Annotated in this window: 18 protein-coding genes and 1 tRNA gene; 4 read left to right on the top strand and 15 right to left on the bottom strand. The window is 71.7% G+C overall.

The window, feature by feature from the left end:
- Positions 1 to 17: 17 nt before the first annotated feature.
- Entirely contained in the window at positions 18 to 389 is a 372-nt protein-coding gene (locus tag LLS1_RS11170) for a YchJ family protein (RefSeq protein WP_223357407.1), read from the bottom strand.
- A gap of 243 nt (positions 390 to 632) precedes the next feature.
- Positions 633 to 1,004: a VOC family protein gene (locus LLS1_RS11165; RefSeq protein ID WP_223357408.1), complete on the bottom strand. Its 372-nt coding sequence runs from the start codon at positions 1,002 to 1,004 to the stop codon at positions 633 to 635.
- Between the two features lie 227 nt (positions 1,005 to 1,231).
- On the opposite strand from LLS1_RS11165, the gene LLS1_RS11160 reads away from it, so the two are divergent.
- Positions 1,232 to 1,305 (top strand) — tRNA-Leu (locus tag LLS1_RS11160).
- A 27-nt stretch (positions 1,306 to 1,332) separates the two neighbouring features.
- On the opposite strand, the gene LLS1_RS11155 is transcribed toward LLS1_RS11160, so the two are convergent.
- Positions 1,333 to 1,662, bottom strand: coding sequence for a hypothetical protein (locus tag LLS1_RS11155; RefSeq protein WP_226655564.1), 330 nt, complete (start codon positions 1,660 to 1,662; stop codon positions 1,333 to 1,335).
- Between the two features lie 80 nt (positions 1,663 to 1,742).
- Here LLS1_RS11155 and LLS1_RS11150 point away from each other — a divergent pair, with 80 nt between their 5' ends.
- Positions 1,743 to 2,072 carry an ATP-dependent DNA ligase gene (locus tag LLS1_RS11150; protein WP_223357483.1) on the top strand — a complete coding sequence of 110 codons (330 nt, stop codon included), beginning with the start codon at positions 1,743 to 1,745 and terminating at the stop codon, positions 2,070 to 2,072.
- Positions 2,073 to 2,380: 308 nt separating this feature from the next.
- Here the strand turns inward: LLS1_RS11150 and LLS1_RS11145 are convergent, their stop codons facing one another.
- Positions 2,381 to 3,712: an MFS transporter gene (locus LLS1_RS11145; RefSeq protein ID WP_226655758.1), complete on the bottom strand. Its 1,332-nt coding sequence runs from the start codon at positions 3,710 to 3,712 to the stop codon at positions 2,381 to 2,383.
- Between the two features lie 118 nt (positions 3,713 to 3,830).
- Here LLS1_RS11145 and LLS1_RS11140 point away from each other — a divergent pair, with 118 nt between their 5' ends.
- Positions 3,831 to 4,274 (top strand): MarR family winged helix-turn-helix transcriptional regulator, encoded by a 444-nt coding sequence (locus LLS1_RS11140; protein WP_226655557.1) that lies wholly within the window; start codon positions 3,831 to 3,833, stop codon positions 4,272 to 4,274.
- Between the two features lie 28 nt (positions 4,275 to 4,302).
- Positions 4,303 to 4,890 carry a YigZ family protein gene (locus tag LLS1_RS11135; protein ID WP_226655555.1) on the top strand — a complete coding sequence of 196 codons (588 nt, stop codon included), beginning with the start codon at positions 4,303 to 4,305 and terminating at the stop codon, positions 4,888 to 4,890.
- 76 nt (positions 4,891 to 4,966) lie between these two features.
- Here the strand turns inward: LLS1_RS11135 and LLS1_RS11130 are convergent, their stop codons facing one another.
- From LLS1_RS11130 to LLS1_RS11080, 11 genes are all read right to left on the bottom strand, one after another.
- On the bottom strand, positions 4,967 to 6,373 hold the full coding sequence (locus LLS1_RS11130; protein WP_226655554.1) for an NAD(P)/FAD-dependent oxidoreductase: 1,407 nt from the start codon (positions 6,371 to 6,373) through the stop codon (positions 4,967 to 4,969).
- 39 nt (positions 6,374 to 6,412) lie between these two features.
- The gene (locus LLS1_RS11125; RefSeq protein WP_374758261.1) at positions 6,413 to 7,729 is read right to left on the bottom strand and encodes a S8 family serine peptidase; all 1,317 of its coding nucleotides are present in this window, start codon (positions 7,727 to 7,729) and stop codon (positions 6,413 to 6,415) included.
- Positions 7,726 to 8,241, bottom strand: a complete 516-nt coding sequence (locus LLS1_RS11120; RefSeq protein ID WP_226655551.1) for a DUF501 domain-containing protein — start codon at positions 8,239 to 8,241, stop codon at positions 7,726 to 7,728. The genes LLS1_RS11125 and LLS1_RS11120 overlap by 4 nt, the downstream gene beginning before the upstream one ends.
- A gap of 10 nt (positions 8,242 to 8,251) precedes the next feature.
- Entirely contained in the window at positions 8,252 to 8,917 is a 666-nt protein-coding gene (locus LLS1_RS11115; protein WP_226655550.1) for a septum formation initiator family protein, read from the bottom strand.
- A gap of 133 nt (positions 8,918 to 9,050) precedes the next feature.
- Entirely contained in the window at positions 9,051 to 9,293 is a 243-nt protein-coding gene (locus tag LLS1_RS11110; RefSeq protein WP_226655549.1) for a hypothetical protein, read from the bottom strand.
- Positions 9,294 to 9,409: 116 nt separating this feature from the next.
- Entirely contained in the window at positions 9,410 to 10,690 is a 1,281-nt protein-coding gene (gene eno, locus LLS1_RS11105; RefSeq protein ID WP_223357491.1) for a phosphopyruvate hydratase, read from the bottom strand.
- A gap of 142 nt (positions 10,691 to 10,832) precedes the next feature.
- Complete coding sequence (locus tag LLS1_RS11100) at positions 10,833 to 11,435, bottom strand: DUF1349 domain-containing protein (RefSeq protein ID WP_226655547.1); 603 nt, start codon at positions 11,433 to 11,435, stop codon at positions 10,833 to 10,835.
- On the bottom strand, positions 11,432 to 12,724 hold the full coding sequence (gene hisS / locus LLS1_RS11095; RefSeq protein WP_226655546.1) for a histidine--tRNA ligase: 1,293 nt from the start codon (positions 12,722 to 12,724) through the stop codon (positions 11,432 to 11,434). Before hisS ends, LLS1_RS11100 begins: the two co-directional genes overlap by 4 nt.
- 323 nt (positions 12,725 to 13,047) lie before the next feature.
- On the bottom strand, positions 13,048 to 13,848 hold the full coding sequence (locus LLS1_RS11090) for an ABC transporter ATP-binding protein (RefSeq protein WP_226655545.1): 801 nt from the start codon (positions 13,846 to 13,848) through the stop codon (positions 13,048 to 13,050).
- A 1-nt stretch (position 13,849) separates the two neighbouring features.
- Positions 13,850 to 14,872, bottom strand: coding sequence for an iron chelate uptake ABC transporter family permease subunit (locus LLS1_RS11085; protein ID WP_226655537.1), 1,023 nt, complete (start codon positions 14,870 to 14,872; stop codon positions 13,850 to 13,852).
- Positions 14,869 to 15,930: an iron ABC transporter permease gene (locus LLS1_RS11080; RefSeq protein ID WP_226655535.1), complete on the bottom strand. Its 1,062-nt coding sequence runs from the start codon at positions 15,928 to 15,930 to the stop codon at positions 14,869 to 14,871. Before LLS1_RS11080 ends, LLS1_RS11085 begins: the two co-directional genes overlap by 4 nt.

The raw sequence follows: 15,930 nt of genomic DNA, 5'->3' as shown, positions 1-15,930 counted from the left end.
AACGCGCCGGGGAGACGTCAGACGGCCTCCACGTAGAACCAGTCCCGCCCCTCCTTCACGAACCGGGAGGTCTCGTGCAGTTCGCCGCGTTCGGCGCCCTTGTAGTAGGCGCGGAACGCGACGACGCCCTCGGTGTCGAAGGGACCGCCGTGCTCGGTGCGCTCGATGTCCAGGCGGTACCAGCGGAGACCGTCGTCGAGATCGAGCTGCGCGGGGCGCGTGGACGCATGCCAACTGCGGAGCAGGTAGGCGCCGTCGCCCCGCGCGAAGGCGCTGAAGCGCGACCGCATCAGCCGCTCGGCCGTCGGCGCGGGTTCCCCGCGGTGCAACGGCCCGCAGCACTCGGAGTAGGTCCGGCCGCTCAGGCATGGGCATCGGTCGGGGGTCACCCGTCGAGCCTACCGTCGGGCGGTGCACCCCCGACGGGGCCCGGAGACGACGGGCCCCGAGACAGAGAACCCGGCCGAGGCGGGTATCGGGGGATCGCAAGCCTCGGCCGGGGGAGGACACCTCACCAGAAAGGGTGCCGGAGACCAGTGTGCAACGCCCGGGTGTGCGTCAGCTATGGAGGCCCTGAGGGACTTCTCACAACGCTCGACGGCCGCCCGCGCGTGTCGGGGCGGGCGCCCGGATCACTCGGGCTCGCGCGCGGCCGGGCCGGCGGCGACGACGCAGAACCGGTTGCCGTCGGGGTCGGCGAGGACCACGTAGTCCGCGCCGTCCTCGTAGTCCCACTCCACCTCGGACGCCCCGAGCGACAGCAGCCGCGCGACTTCCGCCTCTTGGTCGTCGGCATAGAGGTCGAGGTGGTGGTGCGGCGACCGGTTCGTCTCCGACCCGACCTCCTTGAGCGCGAGCCGGGGGCCTCGCCCGGATGCCGGCGCGAGCAGTGCCCAGTCCGCGTCGGGCTCGTACACGGGCTCATACCCGAGCACCGCCGACCAGAACGCGATCCCGCGCTGCACGTCCCGCACACCCCACACCACCGAGCCGATCCGGATCATGGGCCCACCCTCCCCCGCCGACGTGCCGCAGGCAAGCCCCGCGACGGTGTACCGTTGACGTCATGGCAGGCGTTCTCATCGGAATCATCTCGCTCGTGGTCGCGGTCGGCGGGGTCACCGCTCTCATGGCGATGGTGCAGATGGCCAAGTCGCCCTACCGGGGCAAGTAGCTCGACCCCCTCCCGTAGCCTCTCCGCGTCCGCGTCGCTCGCTACGATGGTCGCCGGGCCCCCATAGCCCAATCGGCAGAGGCAGGCGACTTAAAATCGCTTCAGTGTGGGTTCGAGTCCCACTGGGGGTACTCCAGAACTCGTTCCGCGCTACGCCGTCATGCCGTCGCGCCGGGAAGATCCGACCCGGTGAACGGGTCAGGACGCCCCGGGCCTCCCGCCAGCCTCGACGCGCGTTGGTGCAGGGTGCGGACGAACTCGGCGTCCTCGATCTCCGGGCCGGAGAACGCCAGCGGCTCGCTGACGAGCTGGCTCGCGGGGCCGAGGAGGAACTCGACGGAGCCGGTCCCGCCCTCGACCCCACGACCCGGGACGAGGACGGTGTCCGCGGTCTCGCTGCGTGCCAGCTGACGGGCGTACTCCAGCACCGCCGCAGCGATGTCGTCGCCGGTGTCGAGAGAACCGCCCGGATAGAGAATTCTGCGCATGTCCGCAGAGAACCACGATCCCGGCGCGGGATACAGGGGTTCGTCTCCGGCGAGTACGGTTGTACGGGAGGTGATGGCCAGTGGGCTATCTGGTCTACGACGGTACGACCCGGATCCAGTTGGACGACCGGGTTCTCGCGCATCTGGAGATCATCATGATCATCAAGTTCCGGCGGCGCGAGGGCTTCCCGTTGCGGTGGCGGGACAGCGCGAACGACGGCCAGGGACGGAACATGGTGTGGCTGGACCCGTCCATGCCGTTGCGGGTCCACCTCGACTCGCCGAAGGCCGCTCCGACGAACCGGGAGTGGATCGAGCAGATGGCCGAGGCCGCGTCCACCAACCACGGCCTCGAGCTGCTCGACGAGCAGGGCAACCCGGTGATCGGGACGCTCTCCCTCCACCCCTAGGAACTATCCGCCGGGGTTCTCCACGGGCGTCCCGTCCGGCTCGGTGCCCTCGTCGGGGTCGACCTCGGCAGGGTCGGGGACGTCGTCGTGTCGCGGATCAGCGGTCATCGGCTCCGCCTCCCGACGCCGTGTCCGCGCCATCGTCGGGTTGTTCCTCGCCCGTCCCGGAGCCGTCGGGGAGGTCATCGGGGTCCGGCCGTGCGGTGTCGTCGATCATGAGTGCTCCTTCCGTCGCGGCGTGTGACGTCGCGACCCGGCGACCGTACCCCCGGCCTCGTCGGAGCGCGAGGGGGTCTGGACATCCCGAGCTACGCCCGCTCCCCCGCAGTCGCGCGCGGGATCCGCCGGTCGGCCGCTGTGATGACGAGCAGCGCGACTCCGATCGCCGCCATGACCCAGGCCAGAGTGTGCAGACCGGCGTCGCTGGCGGCCTCGCCGAAGGTGATGCCGATGAGGCTGGAGGAGAAGATCGCGCCCATGTAGGCGAAGGTGCGGTAGAGGCCGGAGGCGACGGCGATCTCGTCCGGCGGGGATTGGACGTAGAGGCTGGCCTGGTTGGCGAAGCCGGTGAGGCCGTTCGCGACCCCGAGGAGCGCGGCCATCAGGAGCAGCAGCCAGACGCTGGTGTGTGCGTCCATCAGGAGCAGCAGGGCGGCGGCGGCCGCGATGGCGAGGGCGCCGAGCAGGAGTGGGCTGCGCACCCAGCCGCGATTCGAGACGATGCGGGCGAGGACGATGCTCACCCCCGACAACGGGAGGAGGATGAGGCCCACCTGGGTGGCCGAGTAGCCGGCGGACTGCTCCATCCACTGGCTGACGCCGTAGAGCGTCGCGTAGCTGACGAGTGCCGACAGGGTCTGCCGCAGGTAGGTGCGCTGCAGCGGGCCGTTGCCGCCGAGCATGCGCACGTCGATCAGGGGACGGCTGGCTCGGCGCTCCCACAGCAGCAGCGCGGCGGCGAACGCGACGACCACCGGGATGAGCCACCAGATCGGGGTGGCGAGGGTCGAGAGGAAGACCAGGAGCGCGACGACGGTCGCGGCGAAGAGGCCGATCCCCGGGAGGTCGACCGACGCGAGCAGCGGGCGGACGCCGCCGCGTTCGCGCGGTGGGTCCTTCTCCACGCCGAGGAGGGTGAAGGTCAGGACGACGAGGGCGAGCGGCACGTTGACGAGGAAGAGCGCACGCCAGCCGAACGCGCCCGCCAGGATGCCGCCGAGCGGGAGGCCGATGACGGCGGTGATCTGGGCGGCGATCGAGAAGTTGCCGAGCACGCGCGAGGGCACACCGACACCGTGCTCGTCGGCCCGCCTGCGCACCATGGCCATGGCGGTGGGATACGCGGCCGAGCTCCCGATCCCGATCAGGGCACGGGAGACGAGCAGGAAGCCGAAGCCCGGAGCGGCGGCGCCGACGACGCCGGCGACGACCAGGATGACGATGCCGGAGATGAACACGCGCCGCGGCCCGAAGACGGTGGAGAGCTTGCCCATCGTGGGCTGCATGATCGCGCTGCACAGATACAGAACGGAGATGAGACTGGCGGTCTTGCCGGGGCCGAGATGGAAGTCGAGGCCGATCGCGAGGAGCCCCGTCGCCAGCATGGAGCTGTTGATCGGGTTGAGGGTCGAGCCGAGCAGCAGCGGCGCGGTGAAGCGCCAGCCGAAGGGGCGGGTGGGTGTGCGGTCGGTGGTGATCGTGTGGGCTCCCGAGATCGTTTAACAGTGTTAACTACTTCTTTAGGTATACTAAAGACTTATGGAGGCCGATGCAACCGACCCGGACGACCTGCGGGAGCTCGACGAGGAGGTCACGCGGGCCGTGGCCCGGATCTACCGCCGTTTCCGTGCCGAACGGGCGGAGGGGGAGCTCGGCGACGCCGCGCTCTCCGCCCTCGGCCACCTGCATCGGCACGGCCCGACCTCACTCGGCGCGCTCAGCGAGCACGAGAAGGTCACGCCGGCCTCGATGAGCCAGACCGTGAACCGCCTCACCTCGCTCGCCCTCGCGGCTCGCACACCCGATCCCGACGACGGGCGACGCGTGCTGTTCATACTCACGGAAGAGGGGCACACGCTGGCTGCCGCCTCACGCGAGCAGCGACACCGCTGGTTCCGCGAGCGGCTGGCCGGGCTCTCCGTCGCCGATCGGGAGGTGCTCCGCCGGGCGGCGAGCATCCTCGAGGCCATCGCGGACGACTGAGCTGCGCGCCATCCCGTAGCGTGGAGGGATGGCCAGCACCCTCGCCTCCCCCGCGCACGCGGAGGTGGAGGTCCGTCGCAGCCGGTTCGTCGCGCTCGCCGTCCCGGTTGCGGGGCGTGACGAGGCGGCCGAGCGGGTGGCGGCACTGCGCGCCGAGCATCCGGGCGCCACGCACGTCTGCTGGGCGCTGCTGGCGGGCGGTCACTCGGGGATGTCCGACGACGGGGAGCCGTCGGGGACTGCGAGCCGGCCGATCCTCGAGGTGCTGCGGCATCACGATCTGGAGGGGGTGCTCGGCGTCGTCGTGCGCTACTTCGGCGGCGTGAAACTGGGCGCCGGAGGCCTGGTGCGCGCCTACACCGACGCGATCGCGACCGCGTTGCAGGGAGCGGAGATCGTCGAGCGCGTCCCGGGGACGACGATCATCGTCACGGTGGACTACGCCGACGCGGAACGGGTGCGGCGATGGGCGGACGGCGAGGGCTTCGCCGTGCCCGACACCGCGTACGAGGAGGCGGTGCGGCTCACGATCATGCTGCCCGCGCGGCGGGCGCAGGAGGCGACGGCGACGATCCGCGACCTGACGGGCGGCCGCGCGCGCGTCGCCGTCGCCTGAGCGGCCCGCCCGCGCCGACACCGAAGGCCCGACCCCGCGCGGGCGGGACCGGGCCTTCGGGACGTACGGTGTCGCGTTACTTCGCGGCGACCTCGGCCGGCTCCTTGGCAGGAGCCTTCTTCGCCGGGGCCTTGGCCGGCTCGGCCGGCGCAGACTCGACAGCCGGCTTCGGGCGGGAGGCGAACTCCTCGAAGACGGCGCGCGGGGTCTGCAGAGCCTCGAGCGACACGATGTCGCGTCCGAGCCAGAAGTTGTTCCACCAGCCCCAGATGACGCGCCACTTGCGCTCCCAGCTCGGCATCGCCAGACCGTGGTAGCCGCGGTGCGCCAGCCAGCCGACGACGCCCTTCATCGCGAGCTTGCCGGACTGCAGCACGCCGATGCCGAGACCGAGGCCGGCAACGGCACCCAGGCTCTTGTGGAAGTACTGGCGCGGCAGCTCGCCGCGCATGCTGGCGACCAGGTTCTTCGCGAGCAGCTTGCCCTGGCGGACCGCGTGCTGCGCGTTCGGCACGCAGTAACCGCCGACGCCCGCACCGGTGAGGTCGGGGACCGCCGAGACGTCACCGGCGCCCCAGGCGTCCTCGATGATCTCCTCGTCGGTGCCGACGCGGAGGTCCGCGCGCACGCGCAGACGGCCGCGCTCCTCGATCGGGAGGTCGGTGTGACGCACGATGGTCGGGTTGGCCATGACGCCGGCCGTCCAGACGATGAGGTCGGTCTCGAACGACTCGCCGGTCGAGAGCTGGATGACGCCGTCGACCGCGCTGGTGAGCTGCGTGTCGAGGTGGATCTCCGCACCGCGCTCCGCGAGGTTCTTGATGACCCAGTGGCTGGTGGGGAGGCTGACCTCCGGCATGATCCGGCCCATGGCCTCGATCAGGTGGAAGTGGGTGTCCTCGAACGACAGCTCGGGATACTTCTTCAGCAGCGCGCTGGCGAACGAGCGCAGCTCCGCGAAGATCTCGATGCCGGCGAAGCCGCCGCCGACGACCGTCACGGTGAGGAGGCGGTCGCGCTCCGGACCGGCGGGCAGCGTCGCGGCCTTGTCGAAGTTCGTGAGCATCTTGTCGCGGATGTACACGGCCTCTTCGATGGTCTTCAGACCGACGGCCTGGTCGGCGACGCCCGGGATCGGGAACGTGCGCGACACGGCCCCGGCCGTGACCACCACGATGTCGTACGCGAACTCGTACGCCTCGCCCACCGGCGGCTGGATCGTCGCGGTCTTCTTGGCGTGGTCGACATACGTGACCTTCGCCGTGATGACGTTCGTGCTCTTCAGGTGGCGACGGTGTGCGACCACCGCGTGACGCGGCTCGATGGAGCCCGCCGCGACCTCCGGGAGGAACGGCTGGTACGTCATGTAAGGCAGCGGGTCAACGATGGTGACCTCGGCCTCACCCTTGCGCAGCTGCTTCTCGAGCTTCCACGCCGTGTAGAAACCGGCGTAACCTCCGCCGACGATCAGGATTTTGGGCACAGTGATGCGTCTCCTCAACACGAAACAATGGGTGTTAATCTACCCCCTGCGCGCCGTTCGCCTGAAATGCAGCCACGCGCCCACTCCGCCGAGGGCGGCGAGGGCCACGAAACCCGCGATCAGAGCGAACGGAATCCAGAAGGTGGTGAGGACGCTCCATTGCGGCCAGAAGAACCGCGTCCATGATACCGCGCGTTCGGGGGCGAGCTTCTCGGGGGCACGGATCGCCTGCGGTTCGCCGGTCGGGGCCGGCGTCGTCGGCATCTCCGCCCGGCGGTGCACGCGGATCCACTCGGTGAGGTCACCCATCGGGTTGGCGGTCACGTGCGGCACCGAGGCGGTGACGGCGGCGGCCGCGTCGAGCAGGCCGTACCCGTAGATCGGGCTCGGGACGCTGCCGCCCCCGGCCGGACGCGCCGTCCTGATGATCCTCTCGATTACGTCGGCCGCTTTCAGCTCGGGATGCGCGGCGCGCACGAGCGCGACCGCCCCCGAGACCAACGGTGCGGCCCCGCTCGTCCCCTCCCACTGGACGTAGCCGCCGCCCGGGTTCGCCCCGACGAGCTGCTCGCTGGGCGCGGACACGCCGATCGTGATGCCCTGGGACGACGCGTCGAAGCTGGCCTGCCCCTGCCGGTCGACGCCGGCGACGGTGAGGACGCCCGGGATCGTCGCGGGAGCACCGACCTCCGTCGTGCCGCTCCCCCGGTTGCCGGCCGCGGCGACGATCACGACGTCGTGCTGGAACGCGTACTGGAAGGCGTCGTCCCAGCTGGTCGGCCAGTCGAGGGTGTTGCGGGTGAGGGACATGTTGATGACGGTCGCGCCGTTGTCCACGGCCCAGCGCACGGCCTGCGCGATCTGCTCGTCGCTGCCGACCGGGCCCATCGCCTTCCCGAGCGCGACGGACGCGGGGAGGATCGTGGCCTCCGGCGCGGCGCCGAGCACGCCGCTGCCCTCTCCTGTGCCGCGCCCGGCGAGGAGGGAGGCGACCCAGGTGCCGTGATTCGCCGCGTCGCCGTCGCCCAGCGGCTTCTGCCCGTTCGGCGCGCCCACCTCGGAGACGTCGGTCCCCGCCCCGAGGGCGCCCGCCAGGTCGGGGACGCTGCCGTCGACGCCCGTGTCGATCACGGCCACCTTGACGCCCGCCCCGCGGGTCGTCTGCCAGGCGGTCGTGAAACCGTAGTCCGCGAGCCAGTACTCGAGGTCGCGCACCTGGTCGGCGTGCGCGGCGGTGGGAGCGACGAGCGTCAACGCCAGCGCAGCGGCGACGGCCGTCACCGCGCGGCGTGCCGGCCTGCTGCCGCGCTGCGCCCGCACCCGGTGCCCACCGGCTTCCCCCTGGCCCACCCTCATTCCGTGACGTCGACCTGACACTCGCAGACATCCGGCGACCACGCGCCCCGCGCCAATGCCAGGTCGCCGATCGGATTCACGCCCGGACCGGCCGCCAACGCGTGGGCCGCGAGCGCGTGCAGGCACTTCACGCGGGTGGGCATCCCGCCGGACGAGATCCCGCGGATCTCCTCCACGACGGCGATCGACTCACGATCGGCCAGGAACTGCTCGTGTGCGGCCGCGTACTGCGCGCGGACCCCCTCGTCCTCCGCTAGGAGGTCGTTGTACTCGTTCATCACCTGGGTCGCCTCGAGCGTCGACATCGCGGCCGTGGCGGCCGGGTGGGTCAGGTAGTAGAAGGTCGGGAACGGCGTCCCGTCGGCGAGCCGCGGTGCGGTGGAGACCACGGTGGGGCGGCCGCACACGCAGCGCGCCGCGATTCCGACGACGTCGCGCGCCGGCCGGCCGAGCTGGTGGCTCACGATGGCGATGTCCTCGTCGGTCACATGTTCGAACGGCGGTCTGGTCATGGTGCGGTGCTCACTTGCTCGGAGTGGATTCGGGAGTCGGCGTGCCGGTCTGACCGGTCAGCTGCTGGGGTGTCGCCTCTGTCAGGCCCGCTCCCATGAACGAGCCGAACAGCGACCCCACCCAGTCGGTGCGGGTCTTCTGAAGCTTCGAGCTCACCGGATCGTCGGTCTGCGCCGCCGCGGGCGGCCGGTCGTCGATGACAAGATAGCTGGTCTCACCGGGCATCACGTAGTACAGCCGATCGCGCGCCTGCGCACGGATGTAGCTCGGGTCGTTCCAGCGGGCACGCTGCGCCTTCGCGGCGTCGACCTGCGACGTCAGCTTGTCGACGACGGCCTGCTGGTCGGCGATCTGCTGCCGCTGCTGCACGAGCGCCTGCAGCGTCGGAGCGAGGATGACGACGGCGAGGACGAGGATCCCCATCATCACGAGCGAGAACGCCGAGAAGTGGATGCCGCGCAGCCAGCGGCCGGTGCCGCTCGGTGCCGACAGCGTCGGGGCGACCGTGCGCGTGGCGGGCTTCGTCTTCGCAGCCGAAGGGGACGCCGTGCTCGAGCCCCGCGTGGCCGAGGACTTCGGCTTCGCGGGCGCCCCGGGAGTGCGGTTGGTGGAGGCTGTGTCGCCGTTCCCGGCGCGCCTGGGCGTCGTGTTCGGGAGCGTTGGCCGCTTCGGCATGACACCTCCCGGGTGGACGGACGAGCACGGACGGGGACCGGCGGCCCCGCCATTCATCGTAGGTGATCGTCGCGGCCGGACCCCGGCGCGCCCCTCCGCACGCCGACGCTGTGAGCAACTCCTCAGCGAGCCCTCACGGCAGCACGAGGGCCAGGAGGCGTACGAGACCCACGGCGACGAGGACCCCACCGCCGACGGTGAAGACGAGCCCCACGGCCCGCGCGTCACGCGACCTGAAACGTCCACGCTCCCCCTCGTCCGCGAAGAACGCCGCGGCCCGCGCCGGCCGCAGCAGCAGGTACCCGCCGAGCGCGCAGAACAGTGCCGCCAGCGCAAGGAACAGCACGAGCGGGACCAGGTCCGTCTCCGCATCCACGACGCCATCCTGCCATCCGGCCGCACGCCGCGGGGCGCCAGACGCACGGAGACGCACGACGGGCCCCGGCGCGATGCCGGGGCCCGTCGGGAGTGCGCTCAGTGCGCGGGAGTGCGTTACGCGGTGAAGCGCGGGAAGGCGCTGCGGCCGGCGTAGACGGCGGCGTCGCCCAGCTCCTCCTCGATGCGGAGCAGCTGGTTGTACTTCGCGACGCGCTCGGAGCGGGCCGGGGCACCGGTCTTGATCTGGCCGGCGTCGGTGGCGACGGCGAGGTCGGCGATGGTGGTGTCCTCGGTCTCGCCGGAGCGGTGCGAGAGCACGGCGGTCATGCCGGAGCGCTGCGCGAGGGAGACGGCGTCGAGCGTCTCGGTCAGGGTGCCGATCTGGTTGACCTTGACGAGGATGCTGTTGGCGGCCTTCGCGGCGATGCCCTGAGCGAGGCGCTTCGGGTTGGTGACGAACAGGTCGTCGCCGACGAGCTGCAGCTTCGAGCCGATCTCGGCGTTCAGGTGCGCCCAGCCCTCCCAGTCGTCCTCGGCCAGCGGGTCCTCGATGGAGACCAGCGGGTAGGCGGCGGCCAGCTCGGCGTAGTAGGCCGACATCTGGGCGGCGGTGCGCTCCTGGCCCTCGAACCGGTAGACACCGTTCTCGAAGAACTCGGTGGAGGCCACGTCGAGGCCCAGGGCGATGTCGGTGCCCACGGTGAAGCCGGCCTTCTCGATCGCCTCCGAGATCAGGTCGAGCGCGGCACGGTTGTGCTCCAGCTCCGGGGCGAAGCCGCCCTCGTCGCCGAGACCGGTGTTGAGGCCCTTCGACTTCAGCAGCGACTTGAGCGAGTGGTAGGTCTCGACCCCCCATCGGAGAGCCTCGGAGAAGGTCTCGGCGCCGATGGGCAGGACCATGAACTCCTGGATGTCGACACCGGTGTCGGCGTGCGCGCCGCCGTTGATGATGTTCATCATCGGCACCGGGAGCACGTGCGCGTTCGGGCCGCCGACGTAGCGGAACAGCGGCAGATCGGCGGAGTCCGCGGCGGCCTTGGCGACGGCCAGGCTGACGCCGAGGATGGCGTTGGCGCCGAGGCGCTTCTTGTTGTCGGTGCCGTCGAGCTCGATCATGGCCTCGTCGACGAGGCGCTGGTCGCTGGCCTCGAACCCCTCGATGGCCGGGCCGATCTCGTCGAGGACCGCGTCGACGGCCTTCTGCACGCCCTTGCCGAGGTAGCGGTCGGCGTCGCCGTCGCGAAGCTCGTAGGCCTCGAAGGCGCCGGTGGACGCACCGGACGGGACGGCGGCACGGCTGACGGTGCCGTCCTCCAGGAGCACCTCGACCTCGACGGTCGGGTTGCCGCGCGAATCCAGGATCTCGCGAGCGCCTACAGCTTCGATCTGAGCCACAACAGTCTCCTCAGTGGTAGTTCGTGGGTTTCACCGGCAAGTCTAGTGAAGCCGCGTCGACGGCCCGTGCCCACGGCGGGATGCTTGCGATGAATGGCGGGAGCGCCGACGTCTGCGCGTCGACGGTGCCGTCGCGACCGGGTCAGTGGAGGGCGGAGTCCGCGGGCCCGAGAGTCCAGGACTCGAAGCGCACGGCCAGGTCCGCGCGGCTGGGCGCGCACACCATTGGCCCCGCCTCGACCACGGCGTCCGGGTCCAGATAGGCGAGGCGCACGAGCCGGAACGGCTCCTCGCCGGAGCGAGCGCGCACCGTGAGGGCGTCGCCCGCCCGGCTGATCCGCACGGTGATGCGGCGTCCCGACCACTCGGGAACGGGAGCGACCGACCAGTCCGAGAAGCGGTGCGTCACGACCGCTCCGAACTGCAGGGCGCCGTCCGCGAACTCGACGCCTGCCTTCGTCCATACCTCGTCGGAGACGCGCACGAAGACACCGGCCTGATCGAACTCGGCGGAGAAGTCGCCGGTGAAGGCGACCTCCATCGCCGATCCCGGCTCCAGCGGCGCGACGAGAGCGTGCTCGGTGTCGTGGACGAAGCCGTAGGCCGTACTGCGCCAGGCGTCGCTCGACTCCTTCGCGGTGACGACGAGGGCGGTCCCCTCCTCGACGGCGGCCGTCGGCGCGGTGGTCCAGCGCCCCTCGCTCCAGGCGACCGTGCGCGCGGGAGCGGTGCCTCCCCCGGTCATCCGAGCACCTTGATCTCGAGCGCGCCGGCATCGGCGGTGTCCGGGTTCACGAAGGCGAACGACCGGTAGCCGGAGGCGGCGGCGCGGTCGAGCACCCCCTTGAGGTTCTTCGCGCGGCGATCGAGTCGAACCCGGCGGCCCTCGGCCACGAGCGCCGACTTGATGGCGACCAGCCGGTCGAGCGGCACGGCCGGGTCGTAGACGAGCACGAGCGACTCCGCCCCCTCGTCATCGGGCAGCTCGATCAGATCGACGACCCGCTCGAAACCGATGGAGAACCCGCACGCGGGCACGTCGGTGCCGAGGAAGCGCCCGATCATCCCGTCGTAGCGCCCGCCCCCGCCGACCGAGCTGCCGGAGCCCGGGTGGGCGATCTCGAAGATCGTGCCGGTGTAGTAGCCCATGCCGCGGACGAGGGTCGGGTCGAAGCGCAGCGTGACACCGTCCGGGAGCGTGTCGAGCGCGTGGGCCAGCGCCTCCAGCGCCGCGACCGCGTCGGTGTCGACGCCCGCGGGAAGGATGCCCGTGATCGCCTCGACGGTGAGCTCCACTCCCCCGTCCGCCAGGTGCGGCTCGAGATCGGCGAGGATGCCGCCGAGCACCGCCGCGGCGTCCGCGCCCTCCTCGCTGAGCTCGGACACCACGCCCGCCGAGCCGATCTTGTCGAGCTTGTCGACCGAGATCAGCACCTGCGGCCAGCGCGACTCGGCGAAACCGCAGTACTCGAGCAGGCCGTTCAGGATGCGGCGGTCGTTGATGCGGATCGTGCAGTCGGTCAGCCCGAGGGCGTCGAGCGTCGCGGCGGTCGCCGTGATCAGCTCCACCTCGGCCAGCTGCGAGCCCTCGCCGATGATGTCGATGTCGCACTGCACGAACTGGCGGTAGCGCCCCTTCTGCGGGCGCTCCGCACGCCACACCGGCGCGATCTGGATGGAGCGGAACACCGGCGGCAACTCGCCACGGTGCGTGGCGTAGAAGCGGGCGAGCGGGACGGTCAGGTCGAAGCGCAGGCCGAGGTCGCACAGGGCGAGCGGGTCGCCCGATTCGAGGGCCGCGCGCAGGTCGTCGGCGTCCAGCCCGCGCTTCATCACGCCGAACGCGAGCTTCTCGTTGTCACCGCCGAGGCCCGAGTGGAGACGGGCGGCGTCCTCGACGACCGGCGTCTCGATCTCGTCGAAGCCGTGAGCCGCGAAACTGCGCCGGATCACGCCCAGAGCGTGCTCCCTGCGTGCCTTCTCGGCGGGGAGGAAGTCGCGCATGCCGCGGGGCGGTGTGATCGGTGAGGCCATGCGACGATTCTTCCACGACGGCGGGCGGGACACCTCCCGGGGGGATGGCCGCGCGCGCACCGCGGACGTAGACTCGCTGCGTTGCCACCCTGATGCCGTTCCCCGACCGGAGCGGTTCGGTGGTGTCCCGAATGGACCTGGCATGAGTCGCATCCGTCCGACCACGGTCGCGATGCTCGCTGCCAGACACGACGGGGCCGGCAACGCGTCCCGGGACGCCGGAGCAGACCCAGGCCAGGAGTGGCGCAGCGCGCCCTCACCCGAGTGGCAGCCGGCGCAGGGCTGGACGCGCTGCCGGCGTCGCCCCGGAGCGGGCCGCCGGCTCAGACCCGGTGGTGCCGCCCCAGAGGGACGACGAGCGGCGTCGCCGTGACCGGATCGCTCGCGATGACCGACTCGACGCCGAACACGTCGCGCACGAGGTCCGCGGTGACGACCTCGCCCGGATCGCCGGCTGCGACGATCGCGCCGTCCCGCATGGCCACCAGGTGGTCCGCGTAGCGTGCGGCGAGGTTGAGGTCGTGCAGCACCATCACGACGGTCGCCCCGCGCGCGGCGTTGAGGTCGAGCAGGAGGTCGAGCACGTCGATCTGGTGGCTGATGTCGAGGAAGGTGGTGGGCTCGTCGAGCAGCAGGATGTCGGTCTGCTGCGCGAGGGCCATGGCGATCCAGACGCGCTGGCGCTGGCCTCCCGAGAGCTCGTCGACGCTGCGCTCCGCGAGCTCGGCGATGCCCGTGGCCGTCATCGCCTCGGTCACCGCGGCGTCGTCCTCCGCCGTCCAGCGGCGGAACCAGCCCTGGTGCGGGTAGCGACCCCGGGAGACGAGATCGGCGACGGTGATCCCGTCGGGTGCGACGGGTGTCTGCGGCAGCAGGCCGAGGCGCGTCGCCACCTGCTTGGTCGGCAGCGAGTGGATGTCCGCACCGTCGAGCAGTACGACACCGGAAGCGGGGGCGAGCAGACGCGAGAGGCCGCGCAGGAGGGTCGATTTGCCGCACGCGTTCGGCCCGACGATCGCGGTCACGCGGCCGGGCGGGACGGTGAGGTCGAGGCCCTCGACGACGACCCGGCCCTCGTACGAGAGGGTCAGGTCGCGCGCGGCGAGCTCGTGATCAGCGGTCATGTCAGCCTCCCCGGCCGATTCGGTTGGTCCTGGTGAGGAGCCAGAGCAGATACGGGGCGCCCACGATGCCCGTGACGACGCCCACGGGGAACACCACGTCGGGCACGGCGAACTGCGCGGCGATGTCCGACAGGACGACCACCAGGGCGCCGACGAGCGCCGATGACACGAGGGCGAGCGAGCCGCGGCCGACGAGGCGGCGTGCGATCGGGGCGGCGAGGAACGCGACGAAGCTGATCGGTCCGGCGACCGAGACGGCGACGGCGGCGAGCGCGACCGCCACGGCCACGACGAGGAGCCGGGTGCGTTCGGCGCGCACGCCGATCCCGGCCGCCGTGTCGTCGCCCAGGCCCAGTGCCGCGAGCGGCCGGCCGAGCAGCAGCGCGCACGGGAGCAGCACCGCGGCGCCCACGGCGAGCACGGCCAGGGAGACCCCGTCGACGGTGTTCAGGCTCCCGGTGATCCAGACGAGCGCGCTCTGCACGTCGGAGATGTCGGCCTTCGTCAGCACGTACGACACGACGCCGGATGCGATGGCGGCGAACCCGATCCCGACCAGCACGAAGCGGTAGCCGCTCACGCCGCGGCGCCACGCGAGGGCATAGATGAGCACCGCGGCGAGCAGCGTCCCGACCAGCACCACTCCGGAGAGCGCGAGTCCGGTGAGCCCGAACCAGACCAGCGCGACCGAGCCGACGGCGCTCGCGCTCGCGGTGACGCCGATGATGTCCGGGCTGGCGAGCGGGTTGCGCGCGACCGACTGGATGAGCGCGCCGGACACGCCGAGACACGCCCCGACGAGGGCGGCCGCCAGCAGGCGCGGGAGGCGGAGCTCCAGGATCACGAACGAGGTCAGGCGATCGGCGCGACCCACCAGGGCCGCGAACACGTCCTCGGGGGCGACCCCCGCATCTCCCAGCGTGAGCGAGACGGCGCCCACGACGACGAGCAGCGCGGCGAGCACGACGGCGACGCGGGTGGCGCGACCGGCGCGGCGGCGACGGTCGACGGTGACGGCGCTCACAGGCTGACCAGCTTGCGGCGCCGCACGAGGGCGATGAAGAGGGGCGCTCCGACGAACGCCATGACGACGCCGACCTGCAGTTCGCCGGGCATGGCGACGACGCGTCCGATCACGTCGCAGGCCAGCAGCAGGGTCGGCGCGACCACGGCCGAGAAGGCGAGGATCCAGCGGTAGTCGCCGCCGACCGCCCAGCGGGCGATGTGCGGCACCACGAGGCCGACGAAGGCGATCGGGCCGACGGCGGCGGTGGCGGAGCCGCAGAGCAGGACGATCGCGACCGCGCTGACCGCCCGCGCGACGCCGACACGCTGGCCGAGACCACGGGCGACGTCGTCCCCGAGCGCGAGACCGTTGAGCACGCGCCCGAGCGCGAGCGCGATCACGGCGCCGAGGAGGAGGGTGGGCAGCACCTGCCAGAGCACGTCGACGGTGCGGCCGGCGAGCGCGCCGACCTGCCAGAACCGCATCGCGTCGAGGGAGACCCGGCTGGTCAGGAGGACGGCCGTGATGAGCGAGCCGAGGGCGGCGGAGACCGCGGCGCCCGCGATCGCGAGCTTGATCGGGGTGGCGCCCTCGCGTCCCGCCGACGAGACCGCGTAGACGAGCGCGGAAGCGAGCGCCGCCCCCGCGAAGGCGAACCACACGTACCCGGAGACGCTCGTGACCCCGAGGTAGGCGATCGCGACGACGACCGCCAAGGATGCCCCGAAGTTGACGCCCAGGATGCCCGGGTCGGCGAGCGGGTTGCGCGAGAGGCCCTGCATCACCGTTCCCGAGAGGCCGAGGGCGAGACCCGCCGCCAGCCCGAGCAGGGTGCGCGGCAGCCGGCTCCCGACCACCACGAGGTGCTCCGGGTCACCCGGCCGGTAGTGGAACAGCGCGTCGAGGACGTCGGCGGGGGCGATCGTGCGTGCGCCAACCATGAGGCTGAGCACGCTCACCGCCACGAGCGCGACCACGGCGACGACGAAGCCCGCGAGCAGACGCCGACGGCGCCGGCCGTGCGAGGAGATCCCCTCGGCACGGCCGGCGCTGGAAGCGATGACGCTCGCGGGCAT

It is taken from the genome of Leifsonia sp. LS1 (assembly GCF_020521355.1).
Lineage (GTDB): Bacteria > Actinomycetota > Actinomycetes > Actinomycetales > Microbacteriaceae > Leifsonia.
The sequence above is the reverse complement of the archived record's forward strand: the minus strand, read 5'-3'. Positions and strand labels throughout refer to the sequence as shown.